Genomic DNA, 20,320 nt, shown 5'->3' with positions numbered 1-20,320 from the left:
CCAAGGGTGGCGGGGCCACCGGGACGCTATTCCGTGCGTGAGGCCACGAAGGTGCAGAAGGCCCGCAGGACCTGGGCCGCGGGACGGTCCGGCACCTGGTCGACCAGCGCCGTCGCCCGGGCGAGGCGCTCGTCCATCATCGAGCGGGCCTCGGCCATGACGGGTGATCCGTTCAGGAGGTCCAGCGCCCTGCTGCGTTCGGCCGCGTCGGTCAGCGGACCGGAGGCCAGCAGCTCGCGCAGCTCCCGTGCCGGTGGGCGCGTGTCGTCCAGCGCCAGGAGGATGGGCAGGCTGGCGACGCCCACGGCGAGGTCCTTGCCCTGCTCCTTGCCCAAGTGCACGGAGGACGAGGAGATGTCCAGGAGGTCGTCGGACATCTGGAAGGCGACGCCCAGGTGTTCGCCGTACTCCGCGAGGATCTCCATGGTCTCCGGGGCCGCCCCGCCTTCCATGGCGCCGATCCGCAGGGCCAGCGACAGCAGCGAGGCCGACTTGTCGGATATCACGCGGAAGTAGTGGGTGAGGCGGTCCTCCCCCTCGGCAGGGCCCAGGAGTTCGCGCATCTGCCCTTCCACGAGCCGGTCCGAGGCGTACGCCTGCAGCCGGACCGCCTCGGGACCCAGCCCCGCCACCAGGTGCGCCGCCCGGCTCAGGAGCCAGTTGCCGGCCTGAACGGCGACGGCGTTCCCCCACTTGACGTTCGCGCTGGCCACTCCGTGCCGCACCCGGGCGTCGTCCATCACGTCGTCGTGGTAGAGGGAAGCGACGTGGATGAGTTCGGAGACGACGGCGGCCTCCACGCCGTCACGGCCCGGCGCCGGGCCGAACTCGGCGGCCACCAGGGCCAGCAGCGGGCGCATACGCTTGCCCCCGGCGGCGATGAGGTGGCCCACGGTCTGCGCGACGAACGGGTCCTGTGCTTCGTTCACGCACTGGAACAGCCGCTTCTCCACCGCTTCGAGGCGCCCGCTGAGCCTCTCGACGAGTTCCGGTTCGGCGACGGCGAGCCGGGTGATCATCGTCTGGCCCCGTGCGGCCTCTTCGGCGGTGACGGACATGCGTCCCTCCTGCGGTTCCGGGGGCCGCACGTCCGGCCGCTTCCACGCGCTGGCGACGGTAGCCCCGCCCGTGTGCCACGGAGCGCGGGGCGGGGTGAGGGTGGCAGGAAGAGGACAGCAAGGACGGGCCCGGACGCAACCGTTCCCGCGCCCGATGTCAGGAAACTGCCGCCTTCCGCAATCTGAGCCAACCCTTCCGGGTGGCCGATGCAAGGATGAAGTGCTCTGGATTTCGGTGGAGATAACCGATTTATACGGTCCGGGCGGTGCATCAAGTCACGTTGTAAGGAGCCTCATGTTTGGACGAATCGGACGGTTCTCGGTGACCCGTCCGTGGCTGACCATCGTGGCTTGGATCGTCGCGGCAGTAGCGTTGTCAGCGCTCGCGCCCTCGCTCAAGTCGACCGACGACCAAGCCGACTTCCTGCCATCCCACTACGAGTCGGTGCAAGCCGGGAAGTTGCAGGAACGCTCCTTCCCTCAGCGTGAGCAGTCGGCCGCCACCATCGTCTTCCAGCGTTCCGACGAAGGGAAGCTGACCGACGGCGACAAGGCCGCGGTGGCCAAGGTCGCCAAGGGCCTGCAGGACAAGAAGTACGAGAAGATCAAGCAGGTCACCGCGGACCCCTCCGCCGTCTCCCCCGACGGCACCATCGCGATCGCCAGCGTCGTGGCCGGCGACAAGGACGTCTACGACGAGGTCATCGTCGACGGGATCAAGACGATGCGGCAGGACGCCAAGGCGCTCCTGGAGGGTACGTCGCTGAAGGCGGGCTTCACCGGTACCGCAGCGACCGCCCTGGACTCCCGCGAGTCGTCCGGCAACACCGACGGCATGGTCATGCTGGCCACGCTGGTGCTGATCATCGTGCTCCTCGGCGTCATCTTCCGGAGCCCGCTGATCGCCCTGCTTCCGGTGCTGATCATCGTGCTGGTCTTCATGGTGGCCAACGCCGTCATCGCCTTCGCCAGTGACCTCGGCGGCCTCAAGGCCGACGCCGGCACCTCGGCCATCCTCATCGTCGTCCTCTTCGGCGTCGGCACCGACTACATCCTCTTCCTGCTCTTCCGCTACCGCGAGCAGCTGAGGACCGGTCAGCAGCCCAAGGAGGCCCTGATCGAGGCCGTCGGCCGGGTGGGCGAGACCATCGCCTCCGCCGCCGGCGCCGTCATCGTCGCCTTCCTCGCCCTGCTGCTCTCCACCATGGGCAGCATGCAGGCCATGGGCCCCTCCCTGGCCATCGCAGTGGCCGTGACCCTCGTGGCAGCACTCACCCTGGTCCCCGCGGTCTTCTCGCTCCTGGGCACCAAGGCCTTCTGGCCCTCGAAGGCGTGGCAGCGCCAGCCGAAGAACGCCATGGCCCACCGCGTGGGTGGCCTCGTCTCCCGCCGCCCCGGCATCGTGGCCGCGATCTCCACCGGGCTCCTGGCCGTGCTGGCCGTGGGCGTCTTCGGGTTCAAGGCCGAGTTCGACATGGGCAGCTCGATGCCGAAGGACCTGGAGTCGGTCAAGGCGTCGAAGGTCCTGGAGAAGGGCTTCGCCGCGGGCGAGACCGACCCGACCCTCGTGTACCTGAAGTCCGACGGCGGGGCCAAGCTCGATGCGCCGGCCCTGGCCGCCTTCCGCGCGAGCATGGCGAAGACGGACGGCGTCGGACAGGTCAGCGAGGCCGTGACCAACCCGGAGGGCAACGTCGCCCTCTTCAATGTGGCGCTGAAGTACCGCCCCGCCGAGGAGAAGGCCATCTCCTTCGTGGCCGACACGCTGCGCGACAAGGCCCATCAGTCGGCACCGGACGGCACCGAGGCCCTCGTGGGCGGCACGACGGCCGTCCTGGCCGACATCGAGACCGCGGTCACCCACGACTACAAGGTGGTCTTCCCGGTGGCGGGCATCGCCATCCTGATCATCCTCGGTCTGCTGCTGCGCAGCGTCGTGGCCCCGCTCTACCTGCTGCTGTCGGTCGGTCTGGGCTTCGCCGCCACGCTCGGTGCGACGGTCTGGCTCTTCCAGGACCTCCAGGGCAAGAACGGCCTGCTGTTCATGCTGCCGATCATCGTCTACCTCTTCGTGGTGGCGATCGGGACCGACTACAACATCCTCATGGTGGCGCGCCTGCGTGAGGAGGTCGCACGCGGCACCTCCCCGAAGGAGGCCGCACGCCTGGCCGTCTCCCAGTCGACGCCCACCATCGGCGCGGCGGCGATCATCCTCGCCGGCACCTTCGGCGTCCTGATGCTGGCGAACAACAGCATGCTCCAGCAGATGGGCTTCGCCGTCGCGTTCGGCATCCTGCTGACCGCCTTCATCATGGCCATGCTGCTGGTGCCGACCATCACCACGCTGCTCGGCGACAAGGCGTGGTGGCCCAGGCGTCCGGAGACAGGTCAGCCGTCGACGGCCGCACCGGTCACGTCCCACGAGCCCGAGATGACCGCGGGTTCCGCCTCCCGGTAGGCCCTACGCCGTCCACCAGGACACCGAAAGGGACCGGCCTTCACCACCCGACCCGGGTGGTGAAGGCCGCTTTTTCTTTGACCGAGGCGCCGCCCGGCGCCAACATTCCATGGAATCGGCTTATTGCCGTTGTGAACGGATAGGGAATGCATAGTCCGTTGCGCCATCCTGACTCTCCGGACCCTCAGAGGTCCTGTTATTCCGAAGGAGGGGAAATGGATGACGACACCGGGGCCGACGTGCTCGCCGAGATGGAGCACGACTACATCACCTGGCTCGAACAGGGCGGCCTGAGCCGCATGGCCCGGCTGGACGGGCGTGATCTCACCGACCCGGACGTGCTCGACCAGGCGGTCCGCGAACTGGCGCTGGAGCCGACGCGCACACTGCCCGCGCCGAGCACACCGCGTGTCACGCTCACGAGTGATTCGGATCTGCGCTGGGCCAATCTGCTGGCCGCGTTCATCGAGGCGGTGCACAGCCTTCCGCCCGACCCCTGCGACGCCCGGAGGCCGACCGAGGCGTACCGGCCCGAAGGGTCAACCTGAGAGGCGGCCCGCGTGCGGCTGTTCCCGGGCGAACAGCCGCACCAGGGAGGGGATCCGGTACGCCGGCCCGGCACCGGCCGCGACGACCTCGACGAGCATCGCCTCGGCCAGTTCCTCCAGCAGACGCTCGGCCCGCTCCTGCGTACAGCCCAGGAGCCGCGCCGCCCCGGGGCCGGACCAGCCCGCCGTGCCACCGCGGGCGAGAACACCCAGGGCATCGGCGGCGGCGGGCCCCAGCCCTTCCAGCATGTCCCGCAGCCCCGCCCGCGCGTCCAGGCTGCCCATGCGCAGCTCGTCCAGCCGCCCCGGCTCGGGAGCAAGACGGTCGGCCACGTGGGCCAGCCGGCGCTGCGGATACGCCGTCAGACGCGCCGTGCACACCCGCAGGGCGAGCGGCAGGCCGTCGCACAGCTCCACGACGCGGGCCGCGGCCTCGGGCTCGGCCTCGACCCGGGAACGCCCGCTCATCGCGCTGAGCAGTCGCAGCGACTCGGCGGGTCCGAGCGGTCCGAGCCGGACGACGCGCATGCCCTCCAGCGTGGTGAGCGGCCGTCGGCTCGTGACGATCGTGCGGCAGTCGCCGCCGCCGGGCAGCAGAGGACGCGTCTGACGGTCGTCGGCGGCGTTGTCGAGGACGATGAGCATGCGACTTCCCGCCAGCCGGCTGCGGTAGAGCTGGGCCCGCTCGTCGAGCGTCGCGGGCAGCTCGTGCCGGCCGGGGAGCAGGGCGCGCAGGAAGCAGGCCAGGGCGTGCGCCGGGCCCTTGGGCCGACCGTCCTCACCCCTGAGGTCGATGTACAGCTGGCCGTCCGGGAACTCGTCGCGGCAGGCGTAGGCGGCATGCACGGCGAGGGCGGACTTGCCCATGCCCGCCCTTCCCGTCAGGACCGCACCGCGCCGCGCGGGCACCACGCCGCGCAACTCCCCCAGCACCTGGGCCAGCTGCTCCTCGCGGCCGGTGAAGTCGGGGGCGTCGAGGGGCAGCATCGCCGGCACCAGCCGGGCCCAGGGGCTGCGGGCCCGCCGCGCGTCCCGGCCCGGGTCCCTTGCGGGTGCCGGACGGACCTCCGGGGCGGCCAGCGTCACCGTCTCCGGTCCCGGAGGGCCGGGCAGCCCTCCGGTGAGCACGTCCCGGTGGATGCGGCGCAGGGAGATACCGGGGTCGATGCCCAGTTCCCTCTTCAGCACATGGCGCCCCTGTTCGTACACGCGCAGGGCGTCGGCCTGCCGGTCGCAGCGGTAGAGCGCCGTCATCAACTGCCCTCGCAGCGCCTCTCTTTCCGGGTGGTCGGCGACGAGCCGCGTCAGCTCGGGCAGGACCCGGGCGTGCCGGCCAAGGGCGAGTTCGGCCTCGGTACGGTGCTCCAGCGCGGCGAGGCGGCCCTCTTCGAGGTGCGGAAGCTCCGCGTCGGCGAGGAAGGTCGTCACCTCCGACAGCGGGCTGCCGCGCCACAGCGTCAGGGCCGCGCTCAGGGTTGCGGAAGCGGCCCCGTACCGCCCGTTCGTCAGCTCGCGGTGCCCCTGTTCGGCCAGTCTCCGGAAGGTGTCCACGTCGAGGACGACCGAGCGCAGGTCCATGTGGTAGCCGCGACTGCGCCGGGTGATGCGCAGCCCCGGCCCCAGGCTCTTGCGCAGGCGCGAGATGTGCGTGTAGAGCTGGGCCGCCATGGTCACCGGCGGTTGCCAGCCCCAGAGGAACTCGCTGAGTCGTTCGTCGGAGACGACACGACCGCGGGACAGGAGGAACGCCGCGAGCACCGTCCTCGTCTTGGCTCCGGTCAGCGGTACCGGGACCCCTGCGACGAGCGCCTCCATCGGTCCCAGGATCCGGAACTCCATATCAGTTGTCCGGAAGACGGGCCGCTAGCTCCTGCCCTGGCGCGCCGCCGCCGGGAACAGCCCCAGCTCCGCGGCCCGCACGCCGGCCTGGAAGCGGGAGGTCGCCCCCACCAGGGACATGATCTCCGCGACGTAACGGCGGTAGGTGCGCACGGACATCGCGAGCTCGCGGGCGGACACCTCGTCCGTCGCCCCGGCCCTCAGCTGTTCGAGGATGCGGCGGGCCGTCTCCGTGCGGGCGTGGTCGCCGAAGTCGATCCTGTCCGTCACCGCCACGGAGTTGCGCCAGACCCCGTCGAAGAGCGTGAGGAGCGGCTTGATGACCCCGGAGGCCCGGATGGCCGAGGCGCGCCGGCCGACCGCCGAGTCGGCGCAGACCAGCGCCTCCCGGCTGTCGACGATGACGCCGGCGAGCAGCGGGATCCTGGCGATGCGTACCTCGATCCACTGGCATTCCGTCGCGTACTTGCGCACGAACTGCCAGTCGACCATGGGTGCGGTGCACAGGAAGCGGACGTTGACGTCGCCCTGGCGGTCCTCCAGGAGCTGCGCAGCCGCCGCGATCACCGGACGGGCGTAGGCGGCCTCCGAGGCGAGCACGACGTCGAGGCTCTGGGTGGCCCTTCCGACCAGCCGGCACGAGAGGTCGGCGGCCTCGCCGTCCGCCTTCACCAGGGAGACGAGTGAATTGCCGTGCAGACGGTCACGGTGTTTGACGACCGTGGACTCGATCAGTGCGCTGACCTCAAGGAGTTCCTGCTCGAATTCGTCACTCGCGTACCCGAAAGGTCTGTGACCCCTGCCATCAGCATCGACACCGTCGGACCCGACGCCGACATACGCCGACTGCAGCACAACACTCACCCCGTGATTCTTTGCTGGAACAGTAAGGAACCGCATGCCGGCCAAGGATGCCGGGACGGCAGGTCAGTCGCCGGCCGAGAGGAGTCCGAGTTCCACGGCCCGTACACCGGCCTGGAAACGGGATTTTGCTCCCAATTCACGCATTATTTCCGCAACATGTCGCCGGTAGGTGCGCAGGGAGACCTGGACCTCCCGGGCCGCGACATCGTCCGTGCAACCGTCACGCATCCGTTCGAGGATGCGTCGTGCCAGATCGGAGCGCAGCCTTCCGTGCAGCCGTGCATGCTCGGCCGGACGTACCGCACCGCTCCAGACGCCCGCGAACAGGAGGTCGAGCGCGCGGGCGGCGGCCGGGTCCTCGATGATCAGCACGCAGTCGTCGGCCGGGCCGTGGTTCGAGCGGACCAGTACGAGCCTGCCGTCCGCGATCAGCACCTCCTGCAGTTCGCCTTCCGTCAGGCGCGTCTCCAGGCGGGGTATGCGGATCTCCGCATCGCGCATCGCGGCCCCGGCGAGCGCACTGGCGGTGGACAACAGGCGAACGGTGAGGTCCTCCCGGCCCGCCGCACCGAGACGGTCGAGGGCGAGCACACCCGCCTTCGCGTTCTCGACGTTGCCCGGCAGGGCAAGGCTCACGCTGTGCCGGGCCCGGTCCAGCAGCATGCCGACGGCGTTGCCGATGGCGGCCTCGTCCTCCGCCATCATCACCAAGGAGTCCTGCCCCGAGGTGCGGCGATGCAGAGAAACCGTCGACTCGATCAGTTCGCGAGCGCGCAAGAGCACGCTCTCCACATTTTCTTCGACCCCGCCATGACTTCCGGACACACCTCCGAAAGCAGACGGACGCTCCATACCCGAATGTTGCGAATAACGAGACATCCTGGACATATCAACCACTCGCTCCCCCGATGCGACCGCCACCCGCCGTACAGCGGAACAGTGGCCACAAGATGATTGATTGGCGAACTTAATCTGGATGAAAGGGCACACTCCGGGGAATTCACGTTTCCCCTGCAACCCCCCACCGCCCCGGAACTCTGAATGTCGGCAAGGCCCCAAACAAGCCGACGGCAACCGCTCGACTGAGATTAAGTGGGCCCTGCATGATCGTCAACGTGGGTCGAAACGCAAAGGATCGCCAAAGAGTCAGGTTTTCGCTGGTGGAGAGCGGACCTCGGCAAGCGGCACGCCGACCGCACAGGAGGGCATGTCAGGAAGCTGCAGAACCCCGCCCGGACATGACGGCCAACCCGGACACCTCGACGGCGCGGCGCAGGCGCCCCGTGACAGCGAGTTGCCACCCCGCAACCTGGACATCCGGCCAATTGGACAACACCCGTCACAACAGCAGGACTTGGATGCCCGGCGCATGACCGGCGGATGAAACATGCATGCGGCCAGCAATGGCTTGAAACAGTCTGTGTGCCACGCCACACGTGACCTCAGCCCGAAGCCACGCCTCCCCGGTGCACCGACCCCAGCCAGAGCGTGTCCCGGGCCCGGGTCATGGCGACGAACAGCCGGGTGCGCGAGAGCTCCTCGCGCTCCTGGGCGATGTCCTCGTCGACGGCGCCGCGCGGCCGGACCGGGTCGTGGTCGGGGAGGTAGACGTGCTTGAACTCCAGCCCCTTGGCCCGCCGGTAGCTGCCCAGTTTGACGCCGGGCACCGGGTGGCCGTCGTAGCGCTCCAGCGCGCAGTGCGCGATGCCCGCCCGGTCGAGCAGCCGCTGGTAGCGGTCGGTCTCCCGCGGGGACCGGCACAGCAGCGCGGAGTCGGGCCAGCTGGCCTCGCCGCGCGCGTGCAGGGCGGAGAGCAGGGCCGCGTCCTGCTCGGCGGGCGTGCGCGCGACGCACCGCACGACCTGGCCGTCGTGATAGGTGAGGTCGATGTCGCGCAGTCCCGCCAGCCGGGTGCCGTCGATGTCGTCGAAGGCGTCGTCGGCGACGACGGCCAGGGCCGCGTCGAGCACCTGCCGGGCGTTGCGGTAGTTGGTGCGCAGGACCTGCCCGCGGTCGCCGCGGACGTCGATGCCCGCGTCCGAGAGCCGGAAGCCGCCGGGGTAGACGGCCTGCTGGCCGTCGCCGACCAGCAGCAGGCCGTTGGGGGCGTCGCCCACGAGGGCGTGCAGCAGGCACACGCCGACCAGGGTGAGGTCCTGCACCTCGTCGGCGATGACCGCCGAGTAGGGCGAGCGGCCCGGCCGGGCGCGGGCCTCGGCCAGGGCCAGGGCCAGGACGTCGTTGAAGTCGTGCACCCCGCGCTCGGCGCGGACCCGCTCGTACTCCTCGTACAGCGCCCACACCGCCTCGCGGTGCGGGCGGCGGAGGTTGGCGCGCCGGCGGTGGCGGCGCAGCGTGGCGTACTCCTCGAAGCGGGTGATGCCCCGGCCCTTTATGACGCAGTCGATCTCCTCGTGCCAGTAGTACGACGAGGGGTCGATCCTGGACAGGATGCTGTCGCGGCCCCGGTGCAGCCAGGCGCGGTTGAAGGCGGTCCTGGCGCCCTTGCCGTTCAGCCGGTGGGGGATGCCGCGCTCTTCGAGGAACGTCAGGGACCACGAATGGAGGCTGCGGAACTCCACCCGCTCCGCGACGGCCGGCGCCATCGTGCGCAGGAACGTGCCCTGGACGCGGGGCAGGTTGCTGGCGAACGTGACGTACAGGATCCGGCCCGTCGTCCGCTGCGCGAGGTGCGCGGCCCGGTGCAGGGCCACCACGGTCTTGCCGGTGCCCGCCGGGCCGCTGACGCGCGCCGGGCCCGACCAGTTGCGCCGCACCAGGGCGACCTGCTCGGGGTGCAGGAACGTCATCCACTGCTCGACCGGGCCGCGGCGGGCGGCGTCCATGGCCGCCTCGCACAGCCCGGCGACGTCGAACAGCGCCTCCGCCGGGGCCGCCCGCCGCCGGCCGGTGCGCCCGGCCGGCACGGCGGGCACCGCCGAGGACTCGTAGGCGGGGAACGCCTGCTCCAGGTGGTCGGCGATCGCCCGCACCAGGGCCGGGCCGAGCCGGCAGCGCTCGGCGAGCAGCGCGGGGCCCACCTCCCGTTCGCCCAGCAGCCGCACCCGGCCGAGCGTTCCACTGAAGGAGCGTCCGGCGAAGACCATCAGCGGCTGGACGGCCACGGGCGACAGGCCGAGCGAGGCCAGCGCGCCCTCCGCCACCCGGGTCACCGCCAGCAGCTTGCCGATCTCGCCGTCCCGCCGCTGCCGGCCGGCCGTGAGGTGGCCGTCGCCCGCCCCGGGCGGCGCCTGCCAGTTCTTGACGTCGATGACGAACACGCCGCCCGGACCCACGAGCAGCATGTCGACGTTGGCCGCCCGGGTCCCCGGCCAGCGCCGGTCGACCAGCAGGCGCCAGCCCCTGCGGGTGAGCATCAGCAGCTGGGCGGCGACCTGCCGCTCGCCCTCGCTCGCCGCCTCCCACCGCCGGGCCTCGCGCTGTGCGGCCCTCAACTGCTCGCGCAGCTCCCGCTCGTGCCGCCGCGCCTCTTGTGCCCTCGCCGATGCCGAAACCCCAGCCAGCATGTCGCCCCCCTGCCCCTGCTACCCGTATTCCCCCGAACGTGCATATATACACAAAGTAATGATCGAACTACGGGGCCGGAAACGGCGCATGGCGCCCTCCGGCCGTTCGCCGGGAGCGCCATGCACGCGTCGAACGCGTCGGCCGTCGTCAGTCGCTGAGGCAGACGTTGCCGGACGCGGGGTTGAGCAGGCCGACGATGTTGATCGTGTTGCCGCAGAGGTTGATCGGGATGTGGATCGGGATCTGGATGACGTTGCCCGAGATGACACCCGGGGATCCGACAGCCGCCCCCTTGGCTCCGGAGTCGGCGACCGCACCGCCGGCCACGCCGGCGAGAGTGGCGCCCACAGCGACGGTGATGGCTGCTGCCCTGACGATTCGTGACATGGGGAGACACCTTTGCTTGGACGTACGGGACGAGCACCCGGACGGTTACGGCCGGGAGTCCGGATCAACGTGCGAAAGTGACAAAGGTTTCGTCCGTGAAGCGACCGGGTGACCCCGGTTTGGGCCGAATGCGTGACCGGTGTGGGACGATCAACAGCAATAGGGGTTTCCCCATTGGCTTTCCGGCTGGCAGGGTTCCAGTCCGAAGATCGGCACGAGACGGATGGGCGAAGATGATCGGCACCCTGCTGCCCTCACCCGTCGAGAGCTCCGAGGCTTTCGACGACCTCGCCGGCCAGGCCGGCGCTTTTGCGCTCTTCCCCGAGGAAGAGGCGCTGATCGCCCGGGCCGTGGCGAAACGGCGCAACGAGTTCACCACCGTGCGGGCCTGCGCCCGCACCGCCCTGGGCCGCCTCGGCATCGCCCCGGGCCCCATCGTCCCGGGGCAGCGCGGCGCACCGCAGTGGCCGTCCGGCGTCGTCGGCAGCATGACGCACTGCGCGGGCTACCGGGCCGCGGCCGTGGCCCGCAGCACCGACGTGACCGCCATCGGGCTGGACGCCGAGCCCAACGCGCCGCTGCCCGAGGGCGGGGTGCGGGACCTGGTGACGCGGCCCGAGGAGCACGACTGGCTGGCCCGCCTGCAGGCCGAGCGGCCGGAGGTGAGCTGGGACCGCCTGGTCTTCAGCGCCAAGGAGAGCGTCTACAAGGCGTGGTTCCCCCTCACCCGCCTCTGGCTGGACTTCCAGGACGCGGTGATCGAGGTGGACGCCGAGCGGCGGACCTTCTCGGCCCGGATCCTGACGCCGGAGCCGCTGCGCACCGCCACCGGAGGCCGCCTGTCGGGCTTCGAGGGCCGCTGGATGGTGGCCGACGGCCTGATCGTGACGGCGATAGCGGTCCCGGCCGCGGGCTGAGCGGGGCCCGGAGCCGGGCGCGGCCTCACCCGTCCTGCGCGGCCACCCGCGCGGCGAACACCGCCAGTTCCTCGCGCCAGCCCGCCGCCAGCGACAGGCCCGCCGCCACCCGGCACGCCCGCTCCACGCAGTCCTCGATCAGCTCCTCGGTCGCCCCGCGCTCCTGCGGGTCCAGCAGCAGCTCCCGCATGAGCTGGGCGTTCCACGCGTACTCCGGCCCGCCCTCCAGGAACCCGCGCAGCCGCCAGGCCGCGTGCAGCGGCCGGGCGTAGGCGTCGAAGGAGGCCCCGAGGTCGGGACGTCCGGCGAGGGCCGCGCCCAGGCGCAGCGGGTGGCGCAGCGCATACCAGCCGGCCGTGCAGCCCCGGTCGCAGCCGGAGACGCAGCGTCCGGGCCAGGGGTCGTCGAGGTACTCGGCGGCCACGGCCTCGTGCGCGTACGAGCCGATGGCGCGCTGCAGCCGCAGTTCGTCCCACAGCGGCCGGACGTCGCCGGGCAGGTGGGCCGCGAGCCGGTCGGCGAGGGCGAGGGCGAGGTCGCCGGCGAGCGTGGCGGTGGAGTCGCCGAAGCGCCGGGAGTCGCCCGCCCAGCCGCCCTGCTCGTGCTCGGTGGCGCGGCTGACGTGCAGCGTGGGGATGCCCCTGCGCAGGGCTGCGTCGTCGCGGACGTCGGCGCGTATGAGGGTGCAGGTGTCGAGGAGTTCGAGGGCGGCGGCGATGTCGACGGCCTCGTCGGAGGCCGCCTCGCCGCCCGCGGCGAGGTAGCCGGTGAGGAGGACCAGCGGGCGGGCCCGGTCCCCGCCGGCGGTCACGAAGGCGGCCAGGGACTCGATCAGGCCGGCGCCGCGGGCGTCGGCCGTGCGCCAGTGCCGGTGCTCCTCCTCGAAGAGGCCGTGCAGCCGTTCCTCGACGCGGTCGAGCATCCGGGCACGCTGGAGCGGGGGCGCGGGGGCGGAGGGTGCGGACGGGCCCGCCGGCCGGTGCTGCTGCGTCATCGTGGTGCCTCCCTGGTGTTCCGGGTTACGGCCTTCGGCCGACCCTGGCGGGCGGCGGCTCCGCGCTCGACGGCGGAAGGTGACCGGCCAGGAGGCTGCCCCGGCCGCACGGGCGGGAAGCGCCGGTTTCCTGCCAACCAGGGCGGCTCCGTCCGCTTTTCGGCCACCACCGGTACGGACGGGGGTGACGGTCCTGGCGGCCCGTGCGTGCCGTCTGTACAGCGCGCGCCGTGGACGGTTACAACGGGGGGCGGGCCACGGGACGAACCGGCTTTCGGAGGCAACCATGCGCAGGATCGCGATCGTCGGCGCGGGGCAGGCGGGCCTGCAGCTGGCCCTGGGGCTGCGGGCGGCCGGCCACGAGGTGACCGTCCTCTCCGCCCGTACGCCCCAGGAGATCCGGGACGGCCGGGTGCTGTCCACGCAGCTGATGTACGGCCCGGCGCTGGCGCTGGAGCGCGAGCTGGGCCTGAACCTGTGGGACGCGCAGACCCCGCCGGTCGAGGGCCTGCAGATCAGCCGGGTCGACGCGCCGGGCATCCCGCCGAAACGATCCATCAGCGCCGCCCTGGACGAGCCCGCCCGCTCGGTGGACCAGCGGGTGAAGACCGCCCGCTGGCTGGAGCTGCTGGAGGAGCGCGGCGGCCGGGTGGAGTACCGCAACGTCGCCGCCGAGGAGCTGGCGGGCCTGGCGGCCGCCCACGACCTGACGCTGATCGCCTCCGGGCACGGACCGCTGGGGCACGTCTTCGGACGGGACGAGCGGCACAGCCCGTACGAGGTCCCCAAGCGCGCCCTGGCCTGCCTCTACGTGCACGGCGCCCGGCCGGCCCCCGGGCCGGCGGCCACGTACCTGCGCATGTGCGCCTTCCCGGGGACCGGGGAGTTCCTCGTGCTGCCCGCGCTGACGGCGTCCGGGCCCTGCGACATCCTGCTGTGGGAGGGCTGCCCGGGCGGCCCGTTCGACTGCTGGCAGGGCGTGGGCGACCCGGCGGCCGCGCTGGAACGCACGTTGCAGCTGCTGCGCTCGTACGCGCCCTGGGAGTACGAACGGTGCGCGGACGCCGTGCCCACCGACGCGGGGGCCCTGCTCACCGGCGCCCTGGTGCCGGTGGTGCGGCACCCGGTCGCGGAGGTGGCGCCGGGCTCGTACGTCCTGGGCATGGCGGACGCGGTCGTCCTCAACGACCCCATCACCGGGCAGGGGTCGAACAACGCCGCGCGCTGCGCCGACCGCTACCTGCAGTCGGTCCTGGAGCGCGGCGACCGGCCGTTCGACCGGGCGTGGATGCACGAGACGTTCGCCGGCTGGTGGGAGCACGCCCGGCACACCACGGCGTTCACGAACATGGTGCTGGACGCCCCGATGCCCGAGCACGTGCAGCACGTGCTGGCGGCGGCCGCCGAGCACCCGGCGCTCGCGCACCGCTACGTCAACGGCTTCGCCGACCCCGCCGGTTACCAGGAGTGGCTGATGGACGCCGACCGGGCCGAGGCGTGCCTGGCGGTGGTCGCAGGCCGGGCGGCCGGCTGAACGGAGGGCGCCCCGGGGTGAGCGGGGTCAGCCGCCCGTCGCCTCCGGGTGCTCCAGCAGCACGCGCCGCAGCTCGCGCGCCGCGCGCGGCGGTGCCGCGTCCTTGCGGTGGGCGATGGCGACGGTCCGGCGCATGCGGTCGCCCTCGAAGGGGGTGACGCGCAGTCCGGAGCGGGCCGCGACCATGCCGGGGACCACGGCGAGGCCCAGCCCGGCGCGGACGAAACCGAGGACGGCGTCCATCTCGCCGCCCTCGACGGTGAACGACGGCTCGAAGCCGGCGGCCCGGCACGCGGCGACGGTGATCTCGCGCAGGTCGTAGCCGCGGCGGAACATCACCAGCGGGCGGTCCCGGAGCTCCTCGACGCGCATGCGCCGGCGCCGGACGGGCGGCGGGCCGGAGGGTGCCGAGACCACGACGAGGTCCTCGCGCAGGAGTTCCGCGGTCGCCAGGGCGGGGGCGGCCGCGCCCAGCGGGGTGATGACCAGGGCGAGGTCGAGGCCGCCGTCGGCGAGGCGGCGGACCAGGTCCTGCGAGCCGCCCTCCTCGACGTGCAGCTCGATGCCGGGGAACCGCGCGTGGTAGGTGCGCAGGACGTCCGGCACGAGGCTCGCGCACAGGCTCGGCGGCGCGCCCAGCCGCACCCGCCCCCGGCGCAGCTGGGCGACCTCCTGCACCTCGCGGCGGGCCGTCTCGGTGTCGGCGAGGATCCGGCGGGCCAGCGGCAGCAGCGCCTCGCCGGCGTCGGTGAGGGTGATGTTCCCGCGGGCGCGGTGGAAGAGCTCGGCGCCCAGCTCCCGCTCCAGGGCCCGGATCTGCTGGGAGAGCGAGGGCTGGGCGACGTGCAGCGCCTCGGCGGCCCGGGTGAAGTGCCGCACCTCGGCGACCGTGGCGAAGTAGCGGAGCTGCTGGAATTGCACCCCACCACGATAGATAGCCGCTGCCTATGGAAACCAGCTAGGCCATGTCTTGGACGCATCGAGGGGCGGCTGCCTAGCGTCGTGGTCATGGCACTGGCGACCCGGACGGCACGGCCCCCGTCCCTCATCGGCTCCGTGTGGCGTTCGACCGTCGGCAAGAAGGCGGTCATGGCCGTCACCGGCCTGATCATGCTGGCGTACCTGGTGGCCCACATGATGGGCAATCTGAAGGTGTTCTTCGGCGCCGGCGAGTTCAACCACTACGGCCACTGGATCCGCACCGTCGGCGAGCCGTTCCTGCACCGCGAGTGGTTCCTGTGGGCGGCCCGCGCGGCCCTGTCCGTCTCCGTGGTGCTGCACGGCGTGGCCGCGTACCAGCTCAGCCGTCGCGACCTCGCCGCCCGGCCCGCGAAGTACGCGCACAAGCGACCGCGGGCCAGTTACGCGACGCGCACCATGCGCTGGGGCGGGGTGATCCTCGGCCTGTTCATCGTCTGGCACGTCCTCGACCTCACCACCCTCACCGTGAACCCCAACGCGCAGGAGGGCCGGCCGTACGAGAACCTCGTCGCCTCCTTCGACCGCTGGTACGTCTCCGCCTTCTACATCGCGGCGATGCTCGCCCTCGGGCTGCACGTCCGGCACGGCTTCTGGAGCGCGGCGCAGACCCTCGGCGCCGGCTCGCCGCGCCGCGACCGGGCACTGAAGTTCCTCGCCAACGGCCTCGCGGCCCTTTTGACCTGCGGCTTCATCGCCATCCCCGTCGGCGTCCTGACTGGAGTCGTGAGCTGATGTCCCCCTTCGCCCCCTACTCCCACTACACCGTCGGCGCGCCGCTCACCGACACCGCCGCCCCCGGCGGGCCCGTCGCCGGGCGCTGGGACCGCCGCCGCTTCGAGGCGAAACTGGTCAACCCGGCCAACCGCCGCAAGCACACCGTCATCGTCGTCGGCACCGGCCTCGCGGGCGGCGCGGCCGGCGCGACACTGGCCGAGCAGGGCTACCGCGTGGTGCAGTTCTGCTACCAGGACTCGCCGCGCCGCGCCCACTCCATCGCGGCCCAGGGCGGCATCAACGCGGCGAAGAACTACCGCAACGACGGCGACTCCGTGCACCGGCTGTTCTACGACACCGTCAAGGGCGGCGACTTCCGCGCCCGCGAGTCCAACGTCCACCGCCTGGCCCAGATATCGGTCGAGATCATCGACCAGTGCGTGGCCCAGGGCGTGCCGTTCGCCCGCGAGTACGGCGGTCTGCTGGACACCCGCTCCTTCGGCGGCGTCCAGGTCTCCCGCACCTTCTACGCCCGCGGCCAGACCGGGCAGCAGCTGCTGCTGGGCGCCTACCAGGCGCTCAGCCGCCAGATCGACGCGGGCGGCGTGGAGATGCACGCCCGCACCGAGATGCTCGACCTGATCGTCGTCGACGGCCGGGCCCGCGGCATCGTGGCCCGGGACCTGATCACCGGCCGGATCGAGACCCACCTCGCGGACGCCGTGGTGCTGGCCTCCGGCGGCTACGGCAACGTCTTCCACCTCTCGACCAACGCCAAGAACTCCAACGCCACCGCCGTGTGGCGGGCCCACCGGCGCGGCGCCCACTTCGCCAACCCCTGCTTCACCCAGATCCACCCCACCTGCATCCCGCGCTCGGGGGACCACCAGTCGAAGCTGACGCTGATGAGCGAGTCGCTGCGCAACGACGGCCGCATCTGGGTGCCGAAGGCCGCGGGCGACACCCGGCCGCCGGCCGCCATCCCCGAGGACGAGCGCGACTACTACCTGGAGCGCGCCTACCCCTCCTTCGGCAACCTCGTCCCGCGCGACATCGCCTCCCGCGCCGCGAAGAACGTCTGCGACGAGGGCCGCGGCGTGGGCCCCGGTGGTCAGGGCGTCTACCTCGACTTCGCCGACGCGATCGCGCGGATGGGCCGCGCGGCCGTCGAGGCGAAGTACGGCAACCTCTTCGAGATGTACGAGCGGATCACCGCCGAGAACCCGTACGAGGTGCCCATGCGCATCTACCCGGCCATCCACTACACGATGGGCGGCCTGTGGGTGGACTACGACCTGCAGACCACCGTGCCGGGCCTGTTCGCGATCGGCGAGGCCAACTTCTCCGATCACGGCGCCAACCGCCTGGGGGCGTCCGCGCTGATGCAGGGCCTGGCCGACGGCTACTTCGTACTGCCCTCCACCATCAACGACTACCTCGCCCGCCATCCGCACGCACAGGTGCCGCACGACCACCCGGCGGTCGCGGAGGCCGCCGGGGAGGCGGCGGACCGCCTGCGCCGGCTGCTGGAGGCCGGCGGCGACCGCACGCCGGAGTCCTTCCACCGCGAGCTCGGCGAGCTGCTCTGGGACGAGTGCGGCATGTCCCGCACGGAGAGCGGCCTGCGCAAGGCGCTGGAGAGGATCCCGGAGCTGCGCGAGGAGTTCTGGCGCCGGATCAGGGTGCCCGGCACCGGGGAGGAGCTCAACCAGCAGCTGGAGAAGGCCAACCGGATCGTCGACTACCTGGAGCTGGCCGAGCTGATGTGCCTGGACGCCCTGCACCGCACCGAGTCCTGCGGCGGCCACTTCCGCGAGGAGAGCCGCACCGCCGACGGCGAGGCGGCCCGCAAGGACGAGGAGTTCGCGTACGTGGCGGCCTGGGAGTTCACCGGGCCGGGCAACGCGCCCGTGCTGCACAAGGAAGACCTGCGTTTCGAGTACGTCCACCCCACCCAGCGGAGTTACGCGTGAACCTCACCCTGCGCATCTGGCGCCAGCGCACCCCCGAGGCTCCGGGGGCCATGACCACCTACGAGGTCACGGGCATCAGCGAGGACATGTCCTTCCTGGAGATGCTCGACCACCTCAACGAGGAGCTGATCCTCTCCGGCGACGAGCCGGTCGCCTTCGACCACGACTGCCGCGAGGGCATCTGCGGCGCCTGCGGCATGGTCATCAACGGCCGGGCGCACGGCCCCGAGCGCACCACCACCTGCCAGCTCCACATGCGGCACTTCCGCGACGGCGACACGATCGACGTCGAGCCCTGGCGGGCCGCCGCGTTCCCGGTCGTCAAGGACCTGGTCGTCGACCGTTCGGCGTTCGACCGGGTCATCGGCTCCGGCGGCTACGTGTCCGTACCGACCGGATCGGCGCCGGAGGCCCATGCCACGCCCGTGCCGAAGGCGGTGGCCGACCTGGCCTTCGAGCACGCCGAGTGCATCGGGTGCGGCGCCTGCGTGGCCGCCTGCCCGAACGGCTCGGCCATGCTCTTCACCTCGGCGAAGGTGGTGCACCTCAACGTGCTGCCGCAGGGCGCCCCGGAGCGCGGGTCCCGGGTGCTGGACATGGTGGCGGCCATGGACGACGAGGGCTTCGGCGGCTGCACCAACACCGGGGAGTGCGCCACGGCCTGCCCCAAGGGCATCCCGCTGCAGTCCATCGCCCACATGAACCGCGAGTACCTGCGGGCGGTGGTCAAGGGCGGACGGGGACGCTGACCGTGCGCGCCGGGCCGGCGCGCCGGTCAGCGCGCGCCGAAGACCTGCGTCCAGCGGGGACCGCCGGGCGCCTTGTTGATGCCGATGCCGATCTCCTTGAAGGAGCAGTTGAGGATGTTCTTGCGGTGGCCCGAGCTGTTCATCCAGGAGTCCATGACCGCGGAGGCGGTCTGCTGGCCGTAGGCGATGTTCTCGCCGTAGGTGCTCCACTTGTAGCCGGCGGCGGTGACGCGCTCGCCGGGGCCCTTGCCGTCGGGGTTGGTGTGGTCGAAGAAGCCGCGGGCCGCCATGTCGTCGGAGTGGCCCTGGGCGGCGGCGTCGAGGAGGCTGTTGGAGCTCACGACCGGGCAGCCGGCCTTGGCGCGCTCGGCGTTGACGAGGGCGACGACCTGCTGGGCGAGGGAGCCGCCGCCCGGGTTGGCGGGCGGCTTGGGGGCCGGCTTCTCGGTGCGGGCGGCCGTGCGCTCGGGTTCGGGGCTCGCGGAGCGGGACGCCGAGGCGGAGGGCTTGGCGGTGGAGGCCGAGGGGCTCGGCGAGGGGCTCGCGGAGGCGGACGCCGAGGCGGAGGCGGAGGCCCCGGTGCGCAGCGGCGACGGCTCCCTGGCGCTCTGCTGCCCCAGCTGTGTGGCGTCGGCGGCCTCGGCGACGGTGGTGTCGTCGGAACCCCCGAAGAAGTGGCTGCCGCCCAGCACGCCGCCCGCGACGATCGCCAGGATGCCCGCGCCGATGACGACGCGCCGGGTGGTGCGGGAGCGGCCGCCGGCCGCGCGGTGACCGCCGCCGTGCTGCCGGCCGGCAGCGCGACGGCCCCGGGGCCGGGCGGCGTGCGAGGCGTGGGACGCGGCGGGGGTGCCGAGCGGGGCGGTGTGGGCGACGGACTGGGTGTGCAGCCCCGCTCCGCCGCCCCAGCGGGCGAGCAGCGCGGCGCCGACCGGCACCAGTCCGAGGCCGACCAGCAGCCCCTCGGCGGGGACGAGCGCCGACAGGGCGCCGGTGCAGCGGCCGCACTCGCGCACGTGCCGGGCTATGCGCTTGCGCCACAGCGCGGAGGGGACGCCGTCCCAGTGGGCGACGACCTCGGCGAGGCGGGGGCAGCGCGGGTGCGCGGCGAGGGCCTGCACCACGCCCCGGGCGATGTCCAGCTGGGCCTTGGTGCGCTGGATGCGGACGGCCGTGTGCTGCGGGGTCAGCTCCAGGGCGGTGGCGACCTCGGCGCGCTGCAGCTCGCCGGCGGCCTCCAGCCACCACAGGGACAGGACCTCCTGCTCGCCCTCGTCGAGCCAGCGGGTGGCCTCGGCGGCCTCCCGGCGCTGGCCCTCCAGGCCGAGCCGGACGATGGTCAGGTCGACGAAGTCGGCCTCGGGGTCGGCGACTTCGCCGACCACTTCCTGCAAGCCACTGACGGGGGCCTCGGGGCGGTCCTCCCGGCAGTGGCTGCGTATCTGGTTCATGGTGATCGCCACGAGCCAGGAGCGGAAGCTCGCCGGGTCGCGGAGGCCGTCGAGGCCGCCTATGACGCGGAGCATGGTCTCCTGCACCACGTCGTCGACGTCCGCGTGGCCGTTCAGGGCCCGGCCGACGATGTTGTAGACCAACGGCAGGTGGAGGGCGACGAGCTCGTCCTGTGCCGCCGGGTCCCCGGCACGCGCCGCCTCGACCACGGCCACGCTCACACTCTTCACGCCCGCACCTCTTTCCGCACCGCCACGTTGGCGTCCGTTCCGACACCTAGGAGACCCAGGGCCGGTCCGTTGATAACAAAAAGTTGGACGTGAA

The 20,320-nt window shown here is 72.2% G+C and carries 16 protein-coding genes; 7 read left to right on the top strand and 9 right to left on the bottom strand.

Going from position 1 to position 20,320, the window contains the following annotated elements; all coding sequences use genetic code 11:
* Window positions 1–26: 26 nt before the first annotated feature.
* Entirely contained in the window at window positions 27–1,058 is a 1,032-nt protein-coding gene (locus tag IE182_RS22485) for a polyprenyl synthetase family protein (protein WP_190111690.1), read from the bottom strand.
* A 295-nt stretch (window positions 1,059–1,353) separates the two neighbouring features.
* On the opposite strand from IE182_RS22485, the gene IE182_RS22480 reads away from it, so the two are divergent.
* Entirely contained in the window at window positions 1,354–3,516 is a 2,163-nt protein-coding gene (locus IE182_RS22480; RefSeq protein WP_190111689.1) for an MMPL family transporter, read from the top strand.
* Window positions 3,517–3,731: 215 nt separating this feature from the next.
* Window positions 3,732–4,064, top strand: a complete 333-nt coding sequence (locus IE182_RS22475; protein WP_190111688.1) for a hypothetical protein — start codon at window positions 3,732–3,734, stop codon at window positions 4,062–4,064.
* Here the strand turns inward: IE182_RS22475 and IE182_RS22470 are convergent.
* The 5 genes from IE182_RS22470 to IE182_RS22450 all read right to left on the bottom strand — a co-directional run bounded on the left by IE182_RS22470 (window position 4,056) and on the right by IE182_RS22450 (window position 10,682).
* Window positions 4,056–5,879 carry an AfsR/SARP family transcriptional regulator gene (locus tag IE182_RS22470; RefSeq protein ID WP_229845023.1) on the bottom strand — a complete coding sequence of 608 codons (1,824 nt, stop codon included), beginning with the start codon at window positions 5,877–5,879 and terminating at the stop codon, window positions 4,056–4,058. The two genes, IE182_RS22475 and IE182_RS22470, sit on opposite strands and share 9 nt — an antisense overlap.
* Before the next feature lie 48 nt (window positions 5,880–5,927).
* Complete coding sequence (locus IE182_RS22465) at window positions 5,928–6,767, bottom strand: helix-turn-helix domain-containing protein (RefSeq protein WP_190111686.1); 840 nt, start codon at window positions 6,765–6,767, stop codon at window positions 5,928–5,930.
* Between the two features lie 63 nt (window positions 6,768–6,830).
* Window positions 6,831–7,559 (bottom strand): helix-turn-helix transcriptional regulator, encoded by a 729-nt coding sequence (locus IE182_RS22460; protein WP_229845022.1) that lies wholly within the window; start codon window positions 7,557–7,559, stop codon window positions 6,831–6,833.
* A gap of 650 nt (window positions 7,560–8,209) precedes the next feature.
* A complete protein-coding gene (locus IE182_RS22455; RefSeq protein ID WP_190111685.1) occupies window positions 8,210–10,294 on the bottom strand; it encodes a nuclease-related domain-containing DEAD/DEAH box helicase in 2,085 nt (694 codons plus the stop codon).
* A gap of 148 nt (window positions 10,295–10,442) precedes the next feature.
* A complete protein-coding gene (locus IE182_RS22450; RefSeq protein ID WP_190111684.1) occupies window positions 10,443–10,682 on the bottom strand; it encodes a chaplin in 240 nt (79 codons plus the stop codon).
* Window positions 10,683–10,915: 233 nt separating this feature from the next.
* Here IE182_RS22450 and IE182_RS22445 point away from each other — a divergent pair, with 233 nt between their 5' ends.
* Window positions 10,916–11,599 (top strand): 4'-phosphopantetheinyl transferase family protein, encoded by a 684-nt coding sequence (locus tag IE182_RS22445; RefSeq protein WP_190111683.1) that lies wholly within the window; start codon window positions 10,916–10,918, stop codon window positions 11,597–11,599.
* Between the two features lie 25 nt (window positions 11,600–11,624).
* Here IE182_RS22445 and IE182_RS22440 read toward each other — a convergent pair whose 3' ends face one another.
* Entirely contained in the window at window positions 11,625–12,593 is a 969-nt protein-coding gene (locus tag IE182_RS22440; RefSeq protein WP_229845021.1) for a polyprenyl synthetase family protein, read from the bottom strand.
* Window positions 12,594–12,879: 286 nt separating this feature from the next.
* Between IE182_RS22440 and IE182_RS22435 the strand changes: the two genes are divergently transcribed.
* Window positions 12,880–14,127, top strand: coding sequence for a styrene monooxygenase/indole monooxygenase family protein (locus tag IE182_RS22435; RefSeq protein ID WP_190111682.1), 1,248 nt, complete (start codon window positions 12,880–12,882; stop codon window positions 14,125–14,127).
* Window positions 14,128–14,154: 27 nt separating this feature from the next.
* Here IE182_RS22435 and IE182_RS22430 read toward each other — a convergent pair whose 3' ends face one another.
* The gene (locus tag IE182_RS22430) at window positions 14,155–15,048 is read right to left on the bottom strand and encodes a LysR family transcriptional regulator (protein ID WP_190111681.1); all 894 of its coding nucleotides are present in this window, start codon (window positions 15,046–15,048) and stop codon (window positions 14,155–14,157) included.
* 87 nt (window positions 15,049–15,135) lie between these two features.
* Between IE182_RS22430 and IE182_RS22425 the strand changes: the two genes are divergently transcribed.
* From IE182_RS22425 to IE182_RS22415, 3 genes are read left to right on the top strand one after another with little or no spacing between them, the layout of a single operon-like run.
* Complete coding sequence (locus tag IE182_RS22425; RefSeq protein WP_190111680.1) at window positions 15,136–15,840, top strand: succinate dehydrogenase cytochrome b subunit; 705 nt, start codon at window positions 15,136–15,138, stop codon at window positions 15,838–15,840.
* Complete coding sequence (locus tag IE182_RS22420) at window positions 15,840–17,795, top strand: fumarate reductase/succinate dehydrogenase flavoprotein subunit (RefSeq protein WP_190111679.1); 1,956 nt, start codon at window positions 15,840–15,842, stop codon at window positions 17,793–17,795. The genes IE182_RS22425 and IE182_RS22420 overlap by 1 nt, the downstream gene beginning before the upstream one ends.
* Complete coding sequence (locus IE182_RS22415) at window positions 17,792–18,544, top strand: succinate dehydrogenase/fumarate reductase iron-sulfur subunit (protein ID WP_190111678.1); 753 nt, start codon at window positions 17,792–17,794, stop codon at window positions 18,542–18,544. The genes IE182_RS22420 and IE182_RS22415 overlap by 4 nt, the downstream gene beginning before the upstream one ends.
* A 26-nt stretch (window positions 18,545–18,570) precedes the next feature.
* On the opposite strand, the gene IE182_RS22410 is transcribed toward IE182_RS22415, so the two are convergent.
* Window positions 18,571–20,226 (bottom strand): sigma-70 family RNA polymerase sigma factor, encoded by a 1,656-nt coding sequence (locus IE182_RS22410; protein WP_190111677.1) that lies wholly within the window; start codon window positions 20,224–20,226, stop codon window positions 18,571–18,573.
* Between the last annotated feature and the right edge of the window lie 94 nt (window positions 20,227–20,320).

This window comes from Streptomyces cinnamoneus, assembly GCF_014650495.1.
Taxonomy (GTDB): Bacteria; Actinomycetota; Actinomycetes; order Streptomycetales; family Streptomycetaceae; genus Streptomyces; species Streptomyces cinnamoneus.
The sequence above is the reverse complement of the archived record's forward strand: the minus strand, read 5'-3'. Positions and strand labels throughout refer to the sequence as shown.